Source organism: Flavobacterium sp. Root420 (assembly GCF_001427905.1).
In the GTDB taxonomy this organism is placed as follows: domain Bacteria; phylum Bacteroidota; class Bacteroidia; order Flavobacteriales; family Flavobacteriaceae; genus Flavobacterium.
Genome location: NZ_LMEF01000009.1, coordinates 53,165 through 76,251, shown reverse-complemented (window position 1 = coordinate 76,251; position 23,087 = coordinate 53,165). Strand labels below are relative to the sequence as shown.

The 23,087-nt window shown below is 31.3% G+C and carries 17 protein-coding genes; 10 read left to right on the top strand and 7 right to left on the bottom strand.

The genetic code is table 11. From position 1 onward, the window contains the following. Window positions 1–1,546: 1,546 nt before the first annotated feature. From ASC72_RS07120 to ASC72_RS07105, 4 genes are all read right to left on the bottom strand, one after another. Window positions 1,547–3,145 carry a vitamin K epoxide reductase family protein gene (locus ASC72_RS07120; protein ID WP_056188952.1) on the bottom strand — a complete coding sequence of 533 codons (1,599 nt, stop codon included), beginning with the start codon at window positions 3,143–3,145 and terminating at the stop codon, window positions 1,547–1,549. Window positions 3,146–3,419: 274 nt separating this feature from the next. Beyond that, complete coding sequence (locus tag ASC72_RS07115) at window positions 3,420–4,142, bottom strand: hypothetical protein (RefSeq protein ID WP_056188949.1); 723 nt, start codon at window positions 4,140–4,142, stop codon at window positions 3,420–3,422. A gap of 400 nt (window positions 4,143–4,542) precedes the next feature. Next, a complete protein-coding gene (locus ASC72_RS07110) occupies window positions 4,543–5,598 on the bottom strand; it encodes a TlpA disulfide reductase family protein (RefSeq protein ID WP_056188946.1) in 1,056 nt (351 codons plus the stop codon). 69 nt (window positions 5,599–5,667) lie between these two features. Next, window positions 5,668–5,862, bottom strand: coding sequence for a hypothetical protein (locus ASC72_RS07105; protein WP_056188943.1), 195 nt, complete (start codon window positions 5,860–5,862; stop codon window positions 5,668–5,670). A gap of 438 nt (window positions 5,863–6,300) precedes the next feature. Between ASC72_RS07105 and glf the strand changes: the two genes are divergently transcribed. From glf to ASC72_RS07065, 8 genes are all read left to right on the top strand, one after another. Next, window positions 6,301–7,428 (top strand): UDP-galactopyranose mutase, encoded by a 1,128-nt coding sequence (gene glf, locus ASC72_RS07100; protein ID WP_056188940.1) that lies wholly within the window; start codon window positions 6,301–6,303, stop codon window positions 7,426–7,428. A gap of 55 nt (window positions 7,429–7,483) precedes the next feature. Further along, window positions 7,484–8,761 (top strand): DUF6734 family protein, encoded by a 1,278-nt coding sequence (locus tag ASC72_RS07095; protein ID WP_056188937.1) that lies wholly within the window; start codon window positions 7,484–7,486, stop codon window positions 8,759–8,761. 654 nt (window positions 8,762–9,415) lie between these two features. Then, a complete protein-coding gene (locus tag ASC72_RS07090) occupies window positions 9,416–10,897 on the top strand; it encodes a hypothetical protein (RefSeq protein WP_056188934.1) in 1,482 nt (493 codons plus the stop codon). A gap of 269 nt (window positions 10,898–11,166) precedes the next feature. After that, the gene (locus ASC72_RS07085) at window positions 11,167–12,507 is read left to right on the top strand and encodes a hypothetical protein (protein WP_131725789.1); all 1,341 of its coding nucleotides are present in this window, start codon (window positions 11,167–11,169) and stop codon (window positions 12,505–12,507) included. 12 nt (window positions 12,508–12,519) lie between these two features. Then, entirely contained in the window at window positions 12,520–13,125 is a 606-nt protein-coding gene (locus ASC72_RS07080; RefSeq protein ID WP_056188929.1) for a hypothetical protein, read from the top strand. A 299-nt stretch (window positions 13,126–13,424) separates the two neighbouring features. After that, window positions 13,425–14,996, top strand: a complete 1,572-nt coding sequence (locus tag ASC72_RS07075; protein WP_206743207.1) for an O-antigen ligase family protein — start codon at window positions 13,425–13,427, stop codon at window positions 14,994–14,996. A gap of 540 nt (window positions 14,997–15,536) precedes the next feature. After that, complete coding sequence (locus ASC72_RS07070) at window positions 15,537–16,286, top strand: hypothetical protein (protein ID WP_056188923.1); 750 nt, start codon at window positions 15,537–15,539, stop codon at window positions 16,284–16,286. A 208-nt stretch (window positions 16,287–16,494) separates the two neighbouring features. Next, the gene (locus ASC72_RS07065; RefSeq protein ID WP_056188920.1) at window positions 16,495–17,190 is read left to right on the top strand and encodes a hypothetical protein; all 696 of its coding nucleotides are present in this window, start codon (window positions 16,495–16,497) and stop codon (window positions 17,188–17,190) included. 63 nt (window positions 17,191–17,253) lie between these two features. On the opposite strand, the gene ASC72_RS24065 is transcribed toward ASC72_RS07065, so the two are convergent. From ASC72_RS24065 to ASC72_RS07055, 3 genes are all read right to left on the bottom strand, one after another. Beyond that, on the bottom strand, window positions 17,254–17,400 hold the full coding sequence (locus ASC72_RS24065) for a hypothetical protein (RefSeq protein ID WP_157849267.1): 147 nt from the start codon (window positions 17,398–17,400) through the stop codon (window positions 17,254–17,256). 507 nt (window positions 17,401–17,907) lie between these two features. Further along, entirely contained in the window at window positions 17,908–18,741 is an 834-nt protein-coding gene (locus tag ASC72_RS07060; RefSeq protein WP_131725788.1) for a hypothetical protein, read from the bottom strand. Window positions 18,742–18,759: 18 nt separating this feature from the next. After that, window positions 18,760–20,487, bottom strand: coding sequence for a hypothetical protein (locus tag ASC72_RS07055; protein WP_056188913.1), 1,728 nt, complete (start codon window positions 20,485–20,487; stop codon window positions 18,760–18,762). Window positions 20,488–20,919: 432 nt separating this feature from the next. Between ASC72_RS07055 and ASC72_RS07050 the strand changes: the two genes are divergently transcribed. Both ASC72_RS07050 and ASC72_RS07045 read left to right on the top strand, forming a co-directional pair. Continuing rightward, window positions 20,920–21,978 carry a DUF3800 domain-containing protein gene (locus ASC72_RS07050; RefSeq protein WP_056188911.1) on the top strand — a complete coding sequence of 353 codons (1,059 nt, stop codon included), beginning with the start codon at window positions 20,920–20,922 and terminating at the stop codon, window positions 21,976–21,978. Between the two features lie 63 nt (window positions 21,979–22,041). Further along, window positions 22,042–23,025, top strand: a complete 984-nt coding sequence (locus ASC72_RS07045) for a bacteriophage abortive infection AbiH family protein (RefSeq protein WP_056188908.1) — start codon at window positions 22,042–22,044, stop codon at window positions 23,023–23,025. Window positions 23,026–23,087: the final 62 nt, after the last annotated feature.

Below are 23,087 nucleotides of genomic sequence, written 5' to 3'. Positions count from 1 at the left end.
AAAGTATTTCTTCAACTAGTACCAAAAGAGTTTGACTTCCATAGTTTAATGTGATAAATTTCATAATTTTATTTTTAAGTTATTAACTAATGCAATATAAGAAAAAAAATACAAAAACTGTGTTTTTTTGTGAGATTTTATTTATTCTTTAAAATAAGGATTTTACTCTGTGTAACTGCGGGGTAAATTTGAATCAGTTGTGTTTGTGGTCATTTATTCCATCTAACCATTTACATATAATCAACTATTTATAGTACTATAGCAAGTAAAAATTAAAACAACCTTCGGGTTGTTTTTTTGTTTTATAACATCATAGATCGAAAAAAATGGCTTCAAACCGACTTGGTGTTGCAGATGTGTTGGTGAAATTAGAAGCATGATAAAAGAGGGCAAAACAAAGTCAGGTAATCAGAGATATATTTGTAAGTTGTGTAGGAAAACAGAGTTAAAAATTATGCTTATTAAGGTTACAAGACTGATATTGATGAAAATATAATTCAATTAATAAAAGGTTTAGGAATTAAAAGCACAGCACGAGTATTGAAAATTTCTACGACAACATTATTGAAAAGGATTGTGTTCAATTGCCATATTGAAGATTTATTTTTGGCTTTGAACAAAAAAAGCCTCAAATTTCGCTGAAGCTTCCTTAGTAGCGGGAAGCATTCAAATATCTAACCAGATTATCTTGGATTATTACGATATTTTGGAATGTGCATCTTAATTTTTTCCCTTCATTTTTTACATAGTCACTCATATAAAGCGTAAGAGCATCACTCAAATTAAAAGGTCTTTTGAAAATAAATAATGTGAGATTTTATCACACATATCTGATAAAGGACGATCTGACAGACGGGATGCAGACAGGCCAAAAGGAATCGGAATAAGTCCCGAAGGGTGGCTTGAGAGGAACGAGCAAGACATTATGCCGAAGTCTTTTTGCCAGACTGCTAAGCCGTCCTACCTTCGGTTTCTTTTTATTATTTCTTTTGATAAAAATATAAATAAATGAATCTATTGTTTAAATGAACTCACAAGCACGACTATATCCAGTGATAGGGGGGGGCTTTCGGTTAGTAGAACATTCCTTCCTTTTAGAGTTCGTGAAAGAATTTTAAAGCACGGTCAATGGCATAATTGGAAAGAAAATAGATTTCGTCACGAATAGTTCTGATAACTTTTTCGTATCCATAAAAATGCACGATTTTTATGCTTCTTATTCAAATTTCTATCTCCTAAATCCACGTCTTTTAATGGGTGGAGGAATTTGATTTTTTGGCGAGAAAAATTAAATGAAGTATTGAAAACTGCTCTTTATAGAAGCTGGGTCATTTTGTTTCAATTGGTTTGTTTTTATAATATGGTTGCTAACGTTCATGATTACAATAGCTTTACGATTAGATTAAGACTTATCTATGCAAACTTTTTTATTATGTCAATTGTTCTTTTGTAAAAGTGTTGTGTGAAAAGCAGGCTAGCAAAAAAATCCTGCTTTATTGCGTTGCTTTTTGCGCTTGCTAGGCGATTCCTGGTGGACACGGAAACGTTAAGTCAAAATTGGCAGACTGTTACCTGATTCTACTAAGAAATCCTCATCTATTAAATCATTTATAAAAAACAATAAAGATTCTCGCTCGTAAGTTGTTGGATAAGAATACTCATTGATAAAGAAAGCAGGGGTAAAATGTACGTTATTATCTATACACCATTGATTTTGTGATTCATAGATTGAATCTATTTGGACCTCATTATATGGTAAATTGTTTTTTTCAATCCATTTTTGTAAATTTTTATTTTCGAACCAATCATGAAATGCTGCTAAGAAAAAATCTTCACCCTTATTTAGGTAAATAGCCATTAAGATTCGAAAGAAAATCTTTTTCTCATTATCTAATTTTTCAAAATTTGCATTTATTAAAATTTTAATTTTTAGATTGGTTTTGTTTTTTAATAATATTTTTTCCAAAATTTCATGAGCTCCTTTACAATAACTGCAAAATGGACTTGTTATGACAGCAATCTCAATGTCACTTTCTTTATTGCCCAAAATAATTGGACTATAGGCTAATTTAGTTTTTCCCTTTGAAAGTAGATTATTTTTAAAAACTTCATAATTTCTTATAAAACGATTAGAAGTAATCTGGTATTCTTTCAAATGTTTTTGTTTTATCAATATTTTTTTTAGTACAAACCATGCAAGGGTTACTGATGTAATTACAAATCCGAAAATAGATATATTGGTTGTATCAGAAACAAAATGAAATTGCAGAAAAATAATTATATATGCCAGTTCTAAAAGAATAATTGAAATAATGGACAAACAAATAAGGCACCACTTTTTCTCCACAATTTTTTGATAATAAATTGATGCTATTATTAGTGGCAAAGCACAAAAAAGCATTATTTGATTAAAAGAAAAAAAGACTTTTTCATCAACCATAAGGATATACAGAAGCAATGTAAAAAATTGTGTACTAAAAAAAATTATACTTAAGTCACTAAAGTTTACAATTTCAAAAATTTTCCACTTATTGGATTCAACAACGGTCGTGCAACTCGAATTGGATGCTAAATTACAAAAATTATTAAGAAACTTACTCTTAGTCCCAAATAAGTCTTTTAATGCGGCTATCGAGCATAAAATTCCAAATATTGGGAAGATAAAAAAAAGTTTAATTGTTAGAGATATTTGAAAATGTGCAAGTGTAATTAAAAATAATCCAATACATAAAGAAGGCAATATCCAAGACAAGCTATTTTTCTTACTTTTTAGACTGTTGTCTATTTCAGTTTTTTCTACTAAAATAACTATATTTTTCCAAATTAATTCTAGATCTTGTCTAGAGATTACTTTTTTATCTTTTATAAAATAATAGAATTCTCCTTTTCTTTCAACAAAATAAAACTGAGCTTCACTATTAGATACTTCTAGCAATGCTAAAAAATGATCGGGAAGCAATTCTATTTCTGATTTCTCGACAGAAAGCGCTCCATTGCTGATATTGAAAAAGCTCAACGTATCAATTATGGATAATATACTGGGATAATCTGGATGTGATTGTGCTTGAAATTCAAATTCGTCTTCGTTAATACTTATATTTTCACTTTTTAGATATTGAAAAAGAGATGAAAATTTTTTAGTCATGTTTTTTAATATTAAATTTTTATTATTGCAGCTACTTTAAAAAGTCTTTAAAGTATCCTGTTTTTTGTTTTTTTGTACGAAAAAACATGTATTTTTTATTTTTCAAATATTTTTGTAGTTCTTAAAAAGAAATGCCTTTATTTAGATATTTAATTTTTACAATAATATTCAACCACCGCATTTGCTGTTTTTTTTAAATTCCATTTCGTGTAAAGTAATTAGTTGTACAAACCTTCTAAAATCTATCGTAAGATTAGGTTTAAAAGAGATTGATTCAAAAATCAATTAGTATATAATTTTGTAATTTTAAATTTTCGTTTTTTAAATCAACACTTTTTAAGTCAAAATTTGGATCTGTTTTATAGTTTTCCTTTTTTGTTAAAAGTTCAGTATTTACAGTTTTCCAAAGTTTACTACTCTTAAGAGGTAGAGAAAATTGATTCAATATTTTTTCATATATTTCATTATAACCAACACTAGTTAGCCTGTCAATTAAAAACCACAATGCAACATATGAATCTGGATTCTTTTTTACATAATTAAATAGCCTATTATCAAATATTTCGCCGTTATTGAAACGAAAAGCATAAAAATTATCTTTTATGTTTTTTAAAATATATGGTAAAAATTTGTTTTTATATTCTAAATTTGATGCCCCATCTAATAATTTAATACGATATAAGGAATCTAATTGCATATTTTTTGTATCATTATCGATGAAGTATTGACCTCCTCTAAATAATATATTATTTTTTTCACTATCTAAATTTAAAACATACATGTGAGGGTAAGTAAGATTAGATTTAAGAATAAAATTATTATTTTTAACTATTGAACTTAGATCATTATCTTCATAGTATGCTTTATTGTATATTCCAGAACTAAAATGTATAGTATCATTTATAATCATTTTAGTTAAAATTTCCCCCTTTATTGTGGCGTTATTTTGAGCAAAAATAGTTGAAGAAATTAATGTTAAAAAAAATATTCTAAACATAGCTTTTACTTTTTAGAAGTGACAATTTAAAAATATGAGAGTTACTTCTGGTTATTAATTTTAAAAAAAAAAAAATATTGATTACAGCTTAGCTCAAGAAATCAATATTCAGGGCAAAAATTAGAAATTAATAAGATTTGAAAAAACAAACTTAAATTAGTATTTTAATTGAATCTTATAACATTGAGATAGATAAAATACCTATAAAGATTATGATTTATAGATTGTACCTAATGAAAAAATGCTATTTTATTAAAAATTAAAAGAAATTAAATTTAAACTAGTTAGATAATCTAGAACAAAAAAATAATAGTTAAAAAAGATTTTACTCTTAATTTATTACTGGCAATTAAAATTAATAACTATTAATATTTAAACTAATTTTCATTATTAAAAGAATTTATTCTTTTAAATTTTCCTTTAAAAAAATCTCCAAATCTTCTATTTTAATATTTTTCTTTAATATTTTTCCATTTTTATCTAGTAGAAAATTAGTTGGAAACGAAAATATTTTTTCATTTGTAGCTAAGATTGCATTCTCGTCAAGATAATTTTTCCAAGGAATTTCTTTTTCAACAATTCGTTTTTTCCAAATTTCTATATTCAAAGTTTTGTCCGTTGAGATACCAATAATATTAAATCCTCTAGAATTGTAATTAGTATAAATTACTTTCATTGCAGGTATCTGCTCCAAACAAGGACGGCATCTACTAAACCAAAAATCAATCAAAGTATACTCTGCATTTGGAATTGTTAAAATATCTTCATTTAAATCTAAATTTTTCAATGACAATTTTGGAAATTTTTTATCTTCCCTAATTGTTATCTTTTGAAATTCATCATTCAAAATCATCCATAGCTTCTCAGATTTAATTCTTTTTGAAAAAGAATTTAAAATTTTTTCATAAAATGGGGAGTATCCATTCTCATTAAATCGCATAACTAAGTACCATAAAGCAACATATGAATCAGTTTTATGACTAATGTAACTCGAAAGTTTTAAATCAAAATTGCTTCCATTCTCAAACAAATAATTATTTATATTTTCATAATTACTTTGATTAAGCATATATGGAATAAACTCTTTTTTATATTCTATAGATGAATTCCCTACTACTTCACAATGCTTATCTCTAGCTATTATGTTTGTAGTAGAATTATCTAGAAAAATTGGATCTTCGTGGAATAGTATATCTTTTTGTTCACTTTTCCAAGACAAAAAGTACATCTGCGGGTAAGAAGAAAAATAGCTAATCTCAAATTTATTATTTAGAACATTTGATGTGATTATTGGGGACTCATAATATTTTGTACTTAATAGACCATTAATTAAAAAAATAGTGTCTTTTTCTTTTGTTTGCAATGTCTCCCCATAAATTATTTTTCTTTGAGAAAAAATATCATCTGAATAAATCAAAATTATGACAATAAATATAATTTTTAAATAAAGTCTCATTCTTATTATTTTAATAGATTAAAAATCTAGAGTTTATCTTTATAAACTCTAGATACTACACTTAACTTCTTAAGCGATACAACAATTAGTACAAGAATACGTCCAATCACCTCCAGGTACTGCTTTTCTCTCATAACAACCTGTAGAACAGCCTGAATAAGCTCTACATGTTTCGACACCGCCGCCCCCATAACCACCCACAAGGGTTTTCATTTCTTTTCTAGAAAGCATACTTCCTACATTTTTTAAACTTAATTTTTTCATAATTTGTTTAGTTAAATGAATTAAAAAACTTGTTACTCTAATTATTGCAAAATGTCTTATGAAACTAATTTAGGACATTCAAATAAGGTTAAATCAAATATCAAAAAAATGAAGCATTAACGATAGAATAGTTGTGTTAATTTTTTGTTAAAAGTGTAAGTTGTACACTTATTAAAGTTTTATTTTTGAGATTATTATGAGAGAAAAAAATCAATCTGTCCATTATATGCTGTAAATTGAAAAAGTGTAAATTCTTATTATTTTGCTAAAACTAATTTATATAAGAATTAAAATTTTTAACACATTAAAAACTACAAAATTTATTTGAACATAGTTGATAATGCTTTTAATACAATTTAAAAGACTAGTTATTACAACAGAAAATTTAATCAAATAAAATATTTTCCCAATAGTAAAACAAAATTTAAAAGAAGAAATATGTTTAAAAAATATGATTTCCTAATTGTTGGATCTGGACTCTTTGGTGCTGTATTTGCTCAACAGATGACCAAGTTTGGAAAAAAATGTCTGGTCATTGAAAAGAGAAGTCATATAGGTGGCAATATCTATTGTGAATTCAAAGAAGGTATTAATATACATAAATATGGCCCCCATATTTTTCATACGAGCAATAAAGAAATCTGGGACTATGTTAATTCCTTTGTAGAATTCAACAACTTTACATACTCTCCATTAGCTCATTACAAGGGTGAACTATACAATTTACCATTCAATATGAATACGTTTTATCAACTATGGAAAATTAAGAATCCACAAGAAGTTATTACTAAAATTCAAGATCAAATTATAAAGTCAGGAATTACTTGTCCTGAAAATTTTGAAGAGCAGGCTATTAGTATGGTCGGGACTGATATCTATGAAACTTTTATTAAAGGTTACACCGAAAAACAGTGGGGAAGAAAGGCTACAGAGTTGCCAAAGTTTATTATCAAACGTTTACCTGTTCGATTTACTTTTGATAATAATTATTTTAATGATCGATATCAAGGAATTCCAATAGGGGGATATAATAAGTTAATAGAAGGGCTATTACAAGGGATAGAGGTAAGAACTGATATTGATTTTTTCAAAAATAGACATGAATTTCAAAATATTGCAGAACGTATAGTATATACAGGTAAACTAGATGAATTTTATGATTATAAATTTGGGTATTTGCAATATAGAAGTTTGAGATTTGAACATGAATATATTAATTTGCCAAATTACCAAGGAGTAGCTGCAATAAATTTTACTGAGTTCGATATTCCCTACACTCGTATAATTGAACATAAGCATTTTGAGTATGGAAAACAAAAGGGAACGGTCATCACAAAAGAATACCCGCAAGAATGGGTACCCGGAGCTGAAGCTTATTACCCAATAAATGACAGGTATAATACTGAAAAGCTTAATAAATATAATGAGTTGGTAAAAATAGAAGATAAAGTCATTTTTGGAGGGCGATTAGCAGAATACAAATACTATGATATGCACCAAGTAATAGCTTCTGCGCTTTCTAAAGCAAAAAAAATGATGGAATTAAATCATGGTTTAATTAGATGACTTTTGCTTAAATACAATTATTACTCCTAATCGGATAAAAGTTAACAACAATAATATGAAAATTATTCATTCATTTTGGTCTAAACCAAGTTTACACAAGCAAAAACAAGAATTTAGTAATAACAGAAAAATTGGGGGATGGTTAGATTATAAATATTTTTTAATGAGCAACTGCTTGAGTTTACTTACACTAAAAAGAGAAAATTCAAATGTTGATCTTTATACTGATAATCATGGTTATGACATTCTAATTAATCAGTTAGGACTTCCATATGGAGATGTTTCTTTTATATTGAATGAGTTAGAAAATGAAGATCATAGATTATGGATTCTTGGAAAAATTAAAGTCATAGAATTACAGGAGAAACCCTTTATTCATGTCGATAATGATGTTTTTACTTGGGCTCCTTTTCCGAAATCAAATTTAAATGACCATTTGATTGTCCAAAGTAAGCATCCTGTACCTGATATTTATATAACAGCATTATTGGAAGTACAACAAAAACTGAAGAATCTTCCTGCTCATCTAAACAAGAATATCATAGATTATAAGTTTAATGCCAATGTGGGTATTGTGGGAGGGAATGATATTGGCTTTTTTCAAAATTGGTGTGATATGGCTAAGAAATTTTTGAAGGACAATATGAATCAAATAATTAATTTAGAAAACATAGGATATTTTAATCAAATCATAGAAGAATTTTCTATTAGCTGTATGCTAAGTGAAAGAAAAAATGTCACATACCTAATTGACTGTTCTAAAGATATCAACGATTTGGATTCTGTTCTCCGTTTTCATTTTATTCCATTTATAGACAAGTACATTCATCTTGTAGGCATTGCCAAGCACAATAAAATTGCATGCAATCACCTAGAACTTCGATTAAAGTATGAATTTCCCGAATATCATAAAAAAGTAATGGATATTATGTATTCAATGAATTATAGCGACCCTACCTCTTCCTATGAAAAGATAAAAAATAATCGTATTTATAGGTCGTTGCAAAAAGTGTATCATTATAAATACAATGAAATTAAAACTCTCAAAATCAAACTGTACGACAACTTTTCTATTCAAGAAGAAGCAGAAGAAAATGTTTATTTAGTTGAGATAGATCCTTTTTCGGGAAAGGAAATCCAGAAGGATTTATTGGAAGGAACTGATCAGTTAATGTACTACTTTACGGAAGCATTATCTATAAACGATCTTATAGAAATAATTAAAGAAGATTTTAAAAACACCACTGAGATTGAATTTAAACAATTAGAAGAAAATATATTAAGTCTAGTTTTTGAGGAAATTCTTATGATTGGTTCACTTGAAATTTTATAACCATCAGTTTGCCTAGTCAAAATATTCTTTTTAAAAAAAAACTAATGTTTGCATTTTTTTTAATAATATATCGGAGTTTCTCAAGATTAAATTTAAGATGCAAATGTAATAATCATATAATAAGCTTCAATAAGTTGGGTGGATATTTGAATGTTCCCTTATAAAACAAAGCTCCAGAGAAATCTGGAGCTTTGTTTGCTTTAAACTAAATCTTAAGAAGTCGGGATACTTTTATCAGGGGGTACAATTCTGAGAGACAAAAAGAATTGCGAAAATTCAGATATTTGCGCAACTTTCATCAGAACACTTTAGAGAGCTTGGTAGTTCTATTTAAATAGAGTTTCTAATTTAGCTTTTCGTAAAATGTAACTAAATCGTCTGCCGAATTTACCACCTTTCGAATTGTACCATTTTGATCAACAAAAAGATGTATCGGATACCAATGAGCACCCCTGCTCACCTGATACTTCACAAGAGACAGATTAACAACTGAAAGACAGTGGCTGCTTTTTTTATTTTGATATGCTTTCTCAATACCAAATGATTTTTTTTATAAAATAAATTTAAATTTACGGAAAAGCGTAATAATTGTATTGGTTTTTTATGTAGTCTTGTACTCAAATTCCTAGGGTTTTTACAATAGAATCCACGCCTATGCAAAAAACACACATTCTCTTAGTTATTTTAATCGGAGTAATTGCTTGCAATTCGCCAAAACAAAAACTTAGTCCTGAACTACAAAAAACGGTAGACCATTATAGTCATTCGGAGGCGGATACTTTAAAACTTAAAGCTACGTGGTTTTTAATAGAAAATATGGGAGATCATCGTTCAAACGACTCGAAAGAATTAAGGGCGTATTATACTTTTTTAGACTCTCTGTTTAAAAACGAAAAAGATTTTGATCGATTAGACAGCATCTATAAAAATTACACCATAAAATCTCCAAATAGAAGACACAATATATTTCCTGACAAGGAATATATTAAAGCGGATTATTTGATTAAAAACATCGATGATGCCTTTGATAGTTGGCGAGAACCTTGGGCCAGACATCTTTCTTTCGATCAGTTTTGCGAGTACCTATTGCCTTATCGGGTTCATGACGAAGTTCTGGAACCATGGAGAATGTTGTACAAAAAAAAATATTCTGGTTACTTTGACAATTCTGATTATAATAAGCTGAGTACAATACAGGCGTGCGCTAAATTAAACAATGAATTGAAAAAATTAAATATAAAGTTAAATACTAATACACCTTATACCTTGGGAATTAGACCATCAACCTTGATCAACATGAATTTTGGAAACTGTCAAAATTTCAGTAATATAGGAATTCTCGCAATGCGCAGTATAGGAATACCAGTGGCTATAGATCAAATGATAGACCATCAATGGAACGTGGTCATTACACCAACTGGACCAGTATCTTTTGCTCCTGCAGAAGGCAATCCTGACGGACACCTCAAATTTCTTAAAAAATGGAAAAAACGATTCGCCAAAATTCACCGTCAAACTTTTTCAATTAACTCACAGAGCCTTCCTTTTGTTTGTGGTAAAGAAGAGATTCCGGCACAGCTCAATACCCCATATCTTAAAGATGTATCGAATGAATATTTTAAAGGAGCAGATATTAACGTTAAGACAATTAATCCTAAAGTAAAAAATAAACACATTTTATATTTATGTGATTTCAAAAACCATTTCCGTTTTCTGGATTGGGCAAAAATAAATCAAAGCAAAGCCGAATTTAAAAATATGGGAGATTCTATCGTTTATTTTCCAGTTTATTATTTTCCTTCGGCCATAAAACAAGCAAATTATCCTATCCTAATTAAAAAGAATGGAACTCTCCATGAAATTTTGAAACCAGATTTCAAAAAAACTCAAACTATGGTTTTACAATTACAACCAACCCCAGAGAACAATAGAGGAAACTTATATGTAGGAGACAAATATATGCTTTTATATATGGGGATGAGCGGCTGGACGAATCTGGGGATAAAAACAGCTCAATCTAATTCTTTACTATATAACAATGTACCTAAAAATGCCATATACCTATTAAAGAATACTTCAAGGGAAGAAAGGAGCAACATTTTTACTTATGAAAATAACAAACAGGTCTGGTGGTAAATTATCAAAAAAATAAAGGAATATACATTATAAGATAGTAAACGAGGTAGTCGAAAATCGTTAGAGTAGACAAATTAAATTAAACACAAAACATGAAAAAAACTATAGGTTTGATTATCTTTATTGCTCTGCTGGGCATCTTAGCTTGTAATAAAGATACAGACGATGTAAAGAGTGATATTTTTACACAAGCCAGTGCAGAAGAATGGTTTAACTCCACCTTTAAGAAATCTGAAGAATGGCAACAAAATGCAGATAGTAAAAACAAAGTGCCCGATTGGAGTAATGGAACCTATCTGAAAAAGGACAGTATTGAAGTTTTTGAATTCCCATTGATTGAAAATAAAGCAACAATCTCTGTCCCTGCTGACAAAACTATAACAAGTAATGAGACTAAGAAAATTCTTGACGCAACTCTATCGAGAATGGTAATTATTAAAACCAGTACTAATGAAATGATAGTTCGTAAACTGTATTATGTTCCAGAGTACAAATATCTTTTATCTAAGGGATACGATATTAGTAATGTTATGTTCAATAAGACCAATGACGATTTTACGGGACTCTTAATCACAAAAAAATGGAATGATGAGGTTTTATCCTACCACCAATTGGAAAATGGAAAAATAGAGCAAATGCTCGTAAAGTATGATGTAAACACTCCCCAAAGCAATTCACTCAATAACGTAAGGATCAACAACTATGCTAGCGCGAAAACCAGTGGATTGGGTGACGAGCAAAACCTGGATGACGTGGTTATAAACAATAATTATCACGCACCTGTAACCTATGTTTATTTGCCTTCTCAACCTTATTATTCAACCACTAGTCCTTCATATAATCCTTATGGAACTGGCGGTGGTGGCAGTGATGCCAGCACTGGCGTAACTCCAATTTCTATTGCAATTTCTATAGAAGATAATATTGATGAAACTAACCTGGATCCTTGTCCAAAAGCTGTTTTGGCCACATTAAAAACTGCCAAGAATGCCGATATAGCCAAACTTTTAGCACAATTGGGAGCAACCAAGAAATATAATTATATTATAAAATCAGGATATGCCGGTGGTGTCCCAGCGCAATCAGATAGCTCTATTCCATTTAATTATACAACGACGATAAGTCAAGATTACACCAGTGCAACAGCATTATTTAGAGCTAATAATATATTACATGAGATAGTTCATGTGTATTTTATGAGTATCGTTGATGAATTTAAAGCTAAAGGATATCCTACAGGAGGCTATAATCTAAGTAATTTCCCATCATTATTCCAAGCATATTGCGATAAGAGATTCCCACCTTCGGAAACAACATCAGCAAATGCTCATCATCTAGAAATGGCAAATCAATATGTTTATTCAATTGCCACAGCATTACAAGAATATAATACAGGAATTGCAGTTCCTGATGGAGGAATACCAAGTCAGGTATATACAGATTTGGCTTGGGGAGGTTTAAGAGATGCTCCAGTATTTTATGCGAAATTTACACGTGGAGGTGCTGATGATATGAGAATTAAAAACCGATATGCTTCCGAGTCTGTTGGAAATGTAATTGGACAGGGAACTCCAAATGAACAAAAACCAGTGGGAAAACCCTGCAACTAAAAAAATAAAAAAATGAAAAAGTTATTATTATTTACTCTTTTTTTTATTAGTAATTTGTCATTTGCTCAAGATAAAAAGCAAGCCATAAATGATTTTTTGCATACAATCATTCCTGATTATAATAAAAAGATATTTGTCATCAAGGAGAAAACCAATGTAAATCACGTAATTGATATTTTTAAAGGTAAAACTTCTAAAGATTCCATAACCAATGAATATAAAAGAGACGAAAGAGAAGAAATCAAACCTCCTCTTTATAATGAAGCGGATTGGGCAAGAATGAAAAAGAAATACTATCATAAAACTGAAGAAAACACTGCGGCAGATAACTTATGGCTTTCAACTGATTTTGATTATAAACATATTGAATTCTTTTCAAGTCATTTATTTATAGAATTTATTGTTGGGCATTCTGAACAACATCGTCCAATCACAAATATTTTTTCTTTTTCAGAGCCTATATATTATAGTGGTAAAAAGTATTTAGTTTTTAAAGTTGGTCAAGGAACAACTGAATCAATTAATGGCTTAACTGATAATTATTTAATAATCATGAAAAAAGAAAATGGAAAATGGGTTGTGATTAATAAATCTTACCAACTCGATGTGTTTTATTAATAGTAATAAAAAGCAGTTTCAAGTTTCGAAACTGCTTTTGCTTTTATATATTAAACTTATTCCAGAAAACTGAATTATTACATTAATTCTTCTCTCAAATGATAAAAGAACGGTTTTCGTTAAAACTTGATAATTTAATTTTTCTCATTTTACTCTCTTTTTCTTTGCTCTATTTTTGGGGTGAGGTAAGATTGTTTATGAAACCCGTTCTCTTATTTATTGTTGGTCTTCTTGGTTTGATTTTTTTTAGTAAAGTAAAATCGCCCTTCTCAACTATTTTAACAAACCTGGTAATTCAGTTGTTTGTTTTATTAGTCCTTTTAAAGTTTTATTTTAAATGGGATATAAAACTATTCTCATATGTTTATCTTTTGGCATTATTCCTCTTTTACAAAATAGCATTGGCTTTTTTGACAACTAATAGAAATTCAATTATAAAAGTTTTGATTAGGGGCTATATTGTTATAATAGGTGTAGAAATTTTATTTTTTGCATTGTCATTTTTTTTTTCTTCGTTAAAGTTTTATCCAAATGTGAGCATTTTTTCTATACTTATTGCAGCGCAATTATTGTTTATTACTCCCTACTTAAAAAAATACAGCCAGGGTTTTATAAAAGACACAAGACTAGCTAAGATCTTTCTAATTTGTTATTTTCTTTTATGTTATTGTCTTCTATTCTACACAAAAGGAAGGGCCGGAATCATAGGATTTACTATTGCACTGTGTGTTTTAAACTATAGCTATTTAAAGCTGAAAATGGGTTGCTTTAAAGGAATAATAATCGCTTCTTGTTTATTATTACTATTATTAAATTTTAAAAGTAACTCTTCTAGTGGTCGTTTATTAATCTACAAAGTCATCATCACACAACTACAACCACAGGAGTTTATTACCGGAATTGGCTATGGAAAATTTAAAGTAAAATATAATGAATTTCAAGCGAAATATTTTTCAAAAGAATCAATCGACAGCAATGAAGCTTTATTAGCCAACAACACATATTATATGTTTAATGATCCCTTACAAATTATAATTGAAACCGGATTAATGGGACTAATCATTTTATCATTCTTATTTATAAAATTTTTCGCTCTGTTCAAACGGAATTACATACTTCTAAGAGAAAAACCAATTTTAAACGGTGCATATCTTAGTGTAATCTGTATTATTATCAGTTCATTATTTTCTTATCCTTTTCAAATTATGGGTATTTTGCTGCATTTTTTGTTTTGCATTGCTATCATTATTGACGAGGAAAGTGTAAAGAAGTCATTTGAATATCGAATTTCTTTAGGAAAAATACATGTAATCTTAGCGAGGACTACCCTTTTATCACTCGCAGTTTGTCTTTTATTTTTTGGACAAGAATCATTTAAATTCTACATGAAATCAAATGAAGCTATCAGGTATTCGAATACAGGATTTCGAAAAAAAGCAATTCAAACCTATTCGAAAATATCAGACAATTCTATGGAAGATAGTGATGTTTTATACAACTATGCGGATGAATTAGCCAAAATCAATAAAGTAGATTCGGCATTGATCGTTCTCCGTAAAGCTTCGAATTATCTAAATAATGATAAAAGTGCCATACTCATGGGGAATTTACTTCAGGAAAAAGGAATGTTTTTGCAAGCAGAAAAACAATACAAAAAAGCTGTTTTTATTAATCCTAAATTATTTAGTAATAGGGCATCTCTGTTCAAATTTTACTATGAGACTAGACAATTTAAAAAAGCATTAAATTGGGGAAATTCTATATTAAAAATGCCTGTTAAAGTCCCTTCAAAAACAATTACTGATATAAAAAATGAAACAAGAAAAATAATATCCAAAATAAAAATGGACATACAAAATAAAATCACATAGTTTCTAATTTAGGGAACTTATATTCTTAACAATATTAACCAATTTAAAAAACTTATATTTGTTTGAAAAAATGTTAAAATAGGATTAATTGTTCAATAGCAAACCCTGACGACGCACTGAGAATTTTTGATTGTCTTGCTCTAAAAGTTTCGAACCTAAACTCGCCAGACCCTGGTTTTGCTAAGTTTCTATTTTTCAAAAACTCCATGCGCCACGATTCTGCCACAAAACTTAGAAGGGTGAAATATCTTTAAAAGTCACCTTAACTTTTTGTGGCAAAAAAGGTATCCAGTCCAAAATAGTATGTGCCACGATTCTGCCATAAAACCGTTTAAGATTAAATATCTACCGTATTGGCGATTGCTTTTTTTAGATGGATTTATATCACGTCCAAATAAATGAACGACTTTTTTTGAATTAAAAACTTACTAGAATTTACTTAATTGAGGTCTTCAATTCTGTTAGATCTATAGGCTTTTTATTAATTTATTTTCTATACTTTCGTCATATTAATAAATTTAATAAACCCACAAGTATCTTATGAAAATAAATCTACTTATAATTTTTACATTAGTTGCAGTTACCATCAATGCTCAAAATAGAGTTGATGACGCAGTGCCAATAATAACAAAAAAAAGTAGCGCATTAATATTAGCTACGGGTTGGTTAAAAAACTCTTCCGGACAATGGATAAGTGGAAAAAATAAAATACCACAAGATCTTGGTGAAAATCAGAAGCTTTTAGGTAACTATGAATCGTATGGCTTAGGTACTGATAATTTTAATTCACTTGAAATTAAAGACGTAAAAATAGCTGATAGTACGTATGCAATTATAATTAAAAAATATCGAGACGGCTTTTATACTTATAGTTCAATCCAAAAAGGCTGGAATAATAAAGTTAGTTGTAAATACTATGTGGTATCAAAAGCAGAATTAGCTAAAGCATACGATGTAAAAGCTGATTATCTTAACAAAACAACAGTTAGGATATTATACGAAGGAACTCTGATGTTTATCAACACCCAAACCTTTAATGATAGAACAATATCAAAAGACCTAGCTTCTAATATTAAAGAGAATTCAAACCATCGAGATTTTTTTGAACATAGATTAGGTTTGAATATCTATTATTTTAAAGCAAAAAACCTTGTACAATTTTATCTATACGATGCCAATTCATACAGTATGGACATTGAATATGAAGATGATGAAAGTCAGAAAGCGAAAAAGTATTACGAGACAGATGCCGTTACATTCAAAAAGTTTCTAAATTTTTCAGTTCTATAAGAAGACATATTAAATTGTTCTGCGATTCGAACCCAGATTTGGAAGTGTTTGATTTTTCTAAAACTAGAGAAATCAAAAAGTCGTGCGTTACGCTTTTGCTACAAAACCGTAATTTTTTTTCGGCAAATTTTTCTTAACCTTTTGTGGCACTTTTGAAGGCAACTCCAATTTATGCTAAATTAGTATCTTTCATTTTATCTAATTATTTATGTCAAGCATTAAGAACATTACCAAGTCAATAACTGAAACTTTAAAAGCATCAGATTTAAAAGGTTTAACAGCTGAGTATGGGGAAGTGATCCTAGATTCGTTTTTAGAGGATGGTGTGGCAAAAAGCATTCCTGTTCTTAATACACTTTTGGCAGTTTTTAAAACAAGTGGAACTGTTAAAGATATGATGTTTGCAAAAAAGATTCTATACTTTTTAACTCAACTTAGTGATGTGGAAGTGGAACAAAGGGAGAAAGTTATTTCTAAAATAGACGATTCTAATGATTACAGAGTAAAAGTTGGCGAAAAGCTACTTTATATTGTTGATAAATGCGATGACCACGAAAAAGCAGAAATCGTTGGTGTATTATTTAGAGCTTTTCTACTGGAAAAAATTAGTTACGGTTATTTCATAAGTTGCTGTAGTGTTATAGAAAAATGTATTTTAGTAGAATTGAGAGAATTTGTACTAGAAGACAATCTAGTATATTCAATTGCATTTAATTCGGATTTACTGAGCTGGGGATTATTGAGTTTTAAAGAATTTTTCGTCGATTTGGAGGAGATTACAAATTATGGTTACGAAGGAGGGAATGAATACAAACTCAATAAAAATGAGCTTGAATTTGAACTATCATATACTGGAGACGCAATACGTAAAAATTTGAAACAATATTATATCGATTTAAATTAGAAATAAATCAATTTTTGAGCTGCGTAGAACAACATTAAAACTGCGTAATACAGTTTTTCGAACCTACGCTTGATATCCTTTTAGCTCACTTACAATCCAGTTTTTAAAGTCTGAGTTTTGGATTTCGAAGGCAATTAATTTTGCTCTTGAAAGGCCTTGAATTAATGAAATTTGATCATAACTTAAATCTGTAATAAGCTGTTTTATCATTTCAAGTATTTGCTTTAACTTAGAGTATGGATGTTACTTTAATTTCTTTTGTGCTAAAATAATTATTAATTTTTATAAAAGAGTGATTAAAATATTATTTTCCTTCTTCATGATCTAACAAAAAGTAGGGGCTAAGTTATGGGGGGATTTTTGCATTCTTATTTTAAAAAAGTAGAATTTCAGACTTTTAAAATGAGTTAATATTAGTTATTTGAAGTTGTAATTAAATTGTTAGAATATGTCGCAGTATTAGACTATAAAACCTTACTTTTTGATTCAATTTTTATATTCAACGATCTAGTAATGTTTCGAACCTAAGCTTTTAAACTGTTTTTTTACAGAGTTTTAAGTTGTTTGTTATAAATGAATGCACCGATTTTGCACCCGGATTCAAGCATCTTTTTCGATGTTTGATCTGTCAAAGATATTTCTAATGCACATTCGAACATGAGCTGTTTAAGTATTGATTTTTTTAAGGTTTTCTTTTTTTAAATAAGTTCATTTCTTTCAAAAGTTTGCAATTATATTTTTAAAACCATCAATTGAAATGGAATACGGAGTAATTTCAAGAATCATCTTATCGTCAGTGACAATGCAGTCTTTCTGTTCATTTCCTAGGTATAGTAGATGGTGCAGGTCTACGAAATCATTTTTGGAGGGACTGTTAAAAAGCGCGCTTTTTTGTATTGTATAGAGCGAAAATGCATCTATGAAAACGTCTATGCTTCCGTTATAACTTTCAATAACTTCAGTAACCTCGATCTGATCTCCTGATTTTCTTACCCCAGCAGCCAGATTGTTGGCAATTGCACTGATGGTAATTTGCCTGTTAATCGGATCGGTGGCTAAAGATCTTAAATAATCTTTTGCTATCTTTTCAAATACTTCGCCATCTTTCTCCCTTATTTGCTGGAATATTTCTTTTAATGTCTGATTGCCTCTGCTTGTTGCCGTGATAAAACCGGATGAATAAATGCCGTCCAATTCATTAAAAAAGTCCTGTGAATAAATATGATCTCTAGTGTTAGATATAAATTCATCAATATCAGCGCTTTTTAAGAGGTGGTTGGATAGCATTTTTAAGCCAGGAGTCCTGCTTTCCTGTATTTCAACAAGTGGAAATGCATAGGTTTTCATGGCTTCAGGAAGTTCCCATATGATTTGGATACCAGAATTGAACAGGTTTTCCAGGGCCTTCTTCCTTGCGGAAAATTCTTTTTGGTTTATTCCCGAAATCAATTCGAAAATGCACAGGGCCGATGTGTAGCAACGGTCTTTTATTCCATTAAGCTCTCTGCTTAATTTTCTAATTGCGACAGTATCCAAATAATATCTCATCAAAACTGATATGTTAAGGCTTTAATTAAATATTTCAGTGTTCTTTAATTTTGCTTCCCGAGGTATGCGGCGCAGCCCCATATGGAGAATTTTATTTTCCAGATATTTTGCAAATGGCAGCAAGCTTTCTTTATCGGCGGTTGGACTAAATTGTTGCGCAATTGGATGCTGGACAGATCCTGGGCCGCTGTAACCTACATATTGGGTCTGGTATTCATGCAGGCAAGATTCCAAATCGAGAGTTCGATCAGAAAAAAGGTCCTGGTTAAAAATCAACGTGTCTATGTCAATAATGACGAGTGGCCTTATATTGGAGATTTTAAAACCTTTATTTTTTAGGATCTGAAGCTCTTCCTGAAACCAGAAATTTATGAATTTATTGAGGCCCGTGTTATTAAACATTCTGTTATGTAGTATTATTACTGGGCTGATGGTAACTTTGTCGAGAGAATAGTCGCTGTCGAAAGCCTGCTTTTTGGACAGTATTTTTTCGATTGATTTAATGAGCTGCAGCACGGCATTTGATTTGCCGTTTGATTTTTTATACAATTTTTCCTTTAATGCCTGCTCTATTTTCAGAAAATCAACAGATTGCTTTACTTCAGCATTAATCATGATATCCTTAGATTCAAATAGAATTATGCTATTCAAATTCCTGACGTAGTAGTCTGGAGCGCCTTGATAGTTTTCGTCCAGCTCTTGGCCAGTCTTTTGCATATGCCGCTCATCAAAATATTTTGGAAGAACGCTATTGAGCACAAATTTTTCTGAAAAATCGAGGGTTTTCAAACCTTGAAAACTTTTTGGCCTGTCCTGTTCAGGCATCTTATCGTATATTTCTTTAAATTTCCAGACTAATCCATTGTAGATCAGTTCTATTGCAAAAAGAGGCGATATTATTCTGTATATTCCCTCTGAAACCTTATATATTGGATTTGCCCTGATTGCTTTAAAATCAAAATCGTCTATAATTTCAGCATTATTTATTGCCATCCTGTCGAGAAAAGATGCCTGCTCTGGATCATTTTCCAAAACGATATCCGTTTGGGCCTCCTTTTCTGCAGTAATTACTACAAAGGATAGGGTTAATATGCGCTTAAGGTAATCCTTATGGTCTTTAACTTCAAAATGGCGATAGAATTCATGCAGAAGCAGTGCGCAGTCTTTCCTCTGGCTTAAGAATTCAAAAAACATGCAGGCTCTCAATAATTGGGTGGAATAGAGCTTATCGGTATCGTAATTGGTCAAATCAAACCTGTCAAACTGGTAGAAGAGGTGATTGGCGACAATTCTCATGTGACCTTGAAAGTGCTGTTCAATCTGTTCAACGGTTCGGGTTCTTTCGGATAAACTCTCATTCAAAAGCAGATAAGCTTTGAGAATATCCAGCTCGCTTTGTTTTTGTGTTTTAGTCTGCTCTGCTGCATCAAGTTTATAGGCAATTTCAAAAAACTGCAAACTGCTTACCACATGCGGAATTGTAGGGGTTTCCGAAACATATCGGTTTGCGGCGAGAAATGCTTTAATGTTTTGTTCTGCTTTTTCAATCTGTACTTTGTCGCTGCCGAAAAGCATCTTCAAGAAAGCTGAAGGATCTGCATACTTGGAACCATAGGTCTTGAATCCAAGAAAGAAGCAGCCGGCGGTGATCAGTGTTTCTTTTGAAATTCCCTTGATATATTCTTTAATTTCTCTCGGAGATTCATTTGGAAAAACTGCACAGAAGGGCAAAATTATCTGATAAATCATGTTTATAGTTCGGATTTTGGTTAAGTATAGTTCAGGTTTTATGTAATTTGAGATTCACAGTATCATTTCAAATTTGAATCAGAGGTTTCTTTAAAGCGTATTGTATTTCGAGAATCTGGATTGATTAATAGTTTCAGAATGTTTTTCCGTCCTTAAAATCAGCGACTTGATATTTGGGATAAGGTTCTGTCCCAGTTCGTATCTTTACTCTACAAAAGTAGGTAAGTTTTCAATAGTTTGCAGGAGAAAGAAAATAAAAAAATAGATGCTTTTCGCCACTTGTGATATCCCGATATTTCTGCACGCCTAATTTCCAGGTATCGAAATAGACTTGAAGAAGAATAGGTATTTCTACTCTTTGGCATTCCTTGATAATAGACTATTTTTAGCTCTAGTTTCTATAAAACAGCAATAATTTTAATCAGAGCGCTTATGTCAAAAAGAATAGTTTATTTCGATGAGTCAGGAAATACGGGACAGGATATGCTCAATGCAGAGCAGCCGGTATTTGTGCTGGCTTCAGTAAGTTTTAATGAAAAGGAGCTTGGAGAGCTTGAAAAGATTTTCGGAGTCAAGGGGGAGATGCATTTCAAGAAGTTGAGAAAGAGCATTGAGGGAAGGAAAAAGATACTGGAGTTCCTCGATCACGAATTGATAACCGAATCGAATATTATGTTTTATGCGGTGCATAAGGAATTCAATGTCTGCGGGCAGATTACAGACCAGCTGATCGAAACTGTCATGCATCACCGCGGACATGATATCTATGTAAAGGGAAACAACCTATTCTACATGAACTATCTATTTTATTTTGGAAATTTTTTCTGGGACAAGCAGTTATATGCTGATCTGATACGGTACTTTGTTGAGATGATCAGAACCAAGACACCCGAGTCCGTGGAGGGTTTCTACCAAACTGCGGCAACGCTTTTGGACTCGGTGGAAGAGAAAAGCGTGCTTGAGCCGGTTCTGGAAAGCAGAAAATATATTGATGACATACTGGACTGCGCTGACAAGTATACCATTGACGTCACATTCTCTTCATTTCTGGTTTTGTGCGACCGCTGGTACAAGCTTCATAAAGGCCTTATCGATGTGAAGCTTGACGTTTCTAAGCAGGTCAGCCATTACAGCGATTATCTGGACCATACAAGGCAACTGGCCGCAAGCGGAGCGGAGAAGACCCAGCTCGGGTACGATGAGCGCGTGATGACTTTTCCTCCGCAGATCGGCGATCTTAAGATGGTAGACTCAAAGGATGAGTTCGGGGTGCAGTGCGCGGACTTGATTGCAAGCGCTATAACCTTTATGTACAAGAATGAACAAGGAAGCAATTCGCCTTTCGCGAGAGAAATCCAGAAAACCAAGCTCCTTGACCTCTCGAACGCGGTAATCCTCTGGCCATCGGACAGCGAGTCCCTAGACGCCGTAAGAAGCGCGGATCCCAGTGGCATAAATCCGAATGACTTTTTGGCGGAGTACTTTTCCTAAAAGTTTACGGGCAAACATATTTTGAGATTGAAAAAAAGAAATATAAAATGTAAATACTACAGAATGAAGACACTCTACATTATCGGCAACGGTTTTGATATCCACCATGGCCTTGACACCAGATATCAGAGCTTTGCGCAATATCTGGATGAAAACAATTCAGAGCTCTATAATCTTCTGCTTACCTATTACGGCCTTCCCGACATCACCGATCCTGATCTTACCGACGAGGAGTACGGCATATGGTCTAGATTTGAGCAGGCTCTTGCAGACTTGGACTATATTTCTGTGCTGGATGACAATTCCGACTGGATTGCCAATCCGTCTGCAGAGGATTTCAAAGACCGGGAATGGCACCAGTACCAGCAGCAGATGGAGCTGATTATTAAGGATCTGACCACAAACCTAGTGGGCGAGTTCAACAGTTTCATACTTAAAGCCGATTATGGAAGCATTCTTGAAAAGGCACTTATAGAAATTGACGATGACAGCCATTTTTTGAGCTTCAATTACACCAGCACGCTTTCTCAAGCCTACGAGATAGGAGATAAAAGGATAACCTATATACATAACAGAGCTTCGGAGGACGAGAGTAGCCTGATTTTAGGGCATGGAACGGATCCCGCAAATTTCCAATCTGAAGAGCAAAGACCTCCTGCGGGGCTCAGTGATGAGGAGCTTTTTGAATGGGAGCAGGAGCGTGCAGACCAGTACGACTACTCATATGAAAGCGCCAAAGAGGAAATATTGTCCTACTATACCAAAGCCTTTAAAAATACTGCGGCAATCATCATAGAGAACAGCAGGTTCTTCTCAAGCCTTGGGGATGTCGGGAAGGTGATTGTTTTGGGACACTCCATTTCTGAGGTCGACCTGAAGTATTTTGAGGAGATAAAGGCAAAGATTAAAGCCGATGCGGTCTGGCATGTTTCTTATTTTGCGGAAGTAGAAAAAGATGCCCACAAAGAGACGCTTTCTTTAATGGGAATTGACCAGAAGAATATCGTGCAGATCAAAATTACTGACTTATTGAGAAACTCCCATTAGCAAAGGCTATTGTTATTTTAACACGCTCTGCGATTGTAATGGGGGAATAATTTCTAAATTTG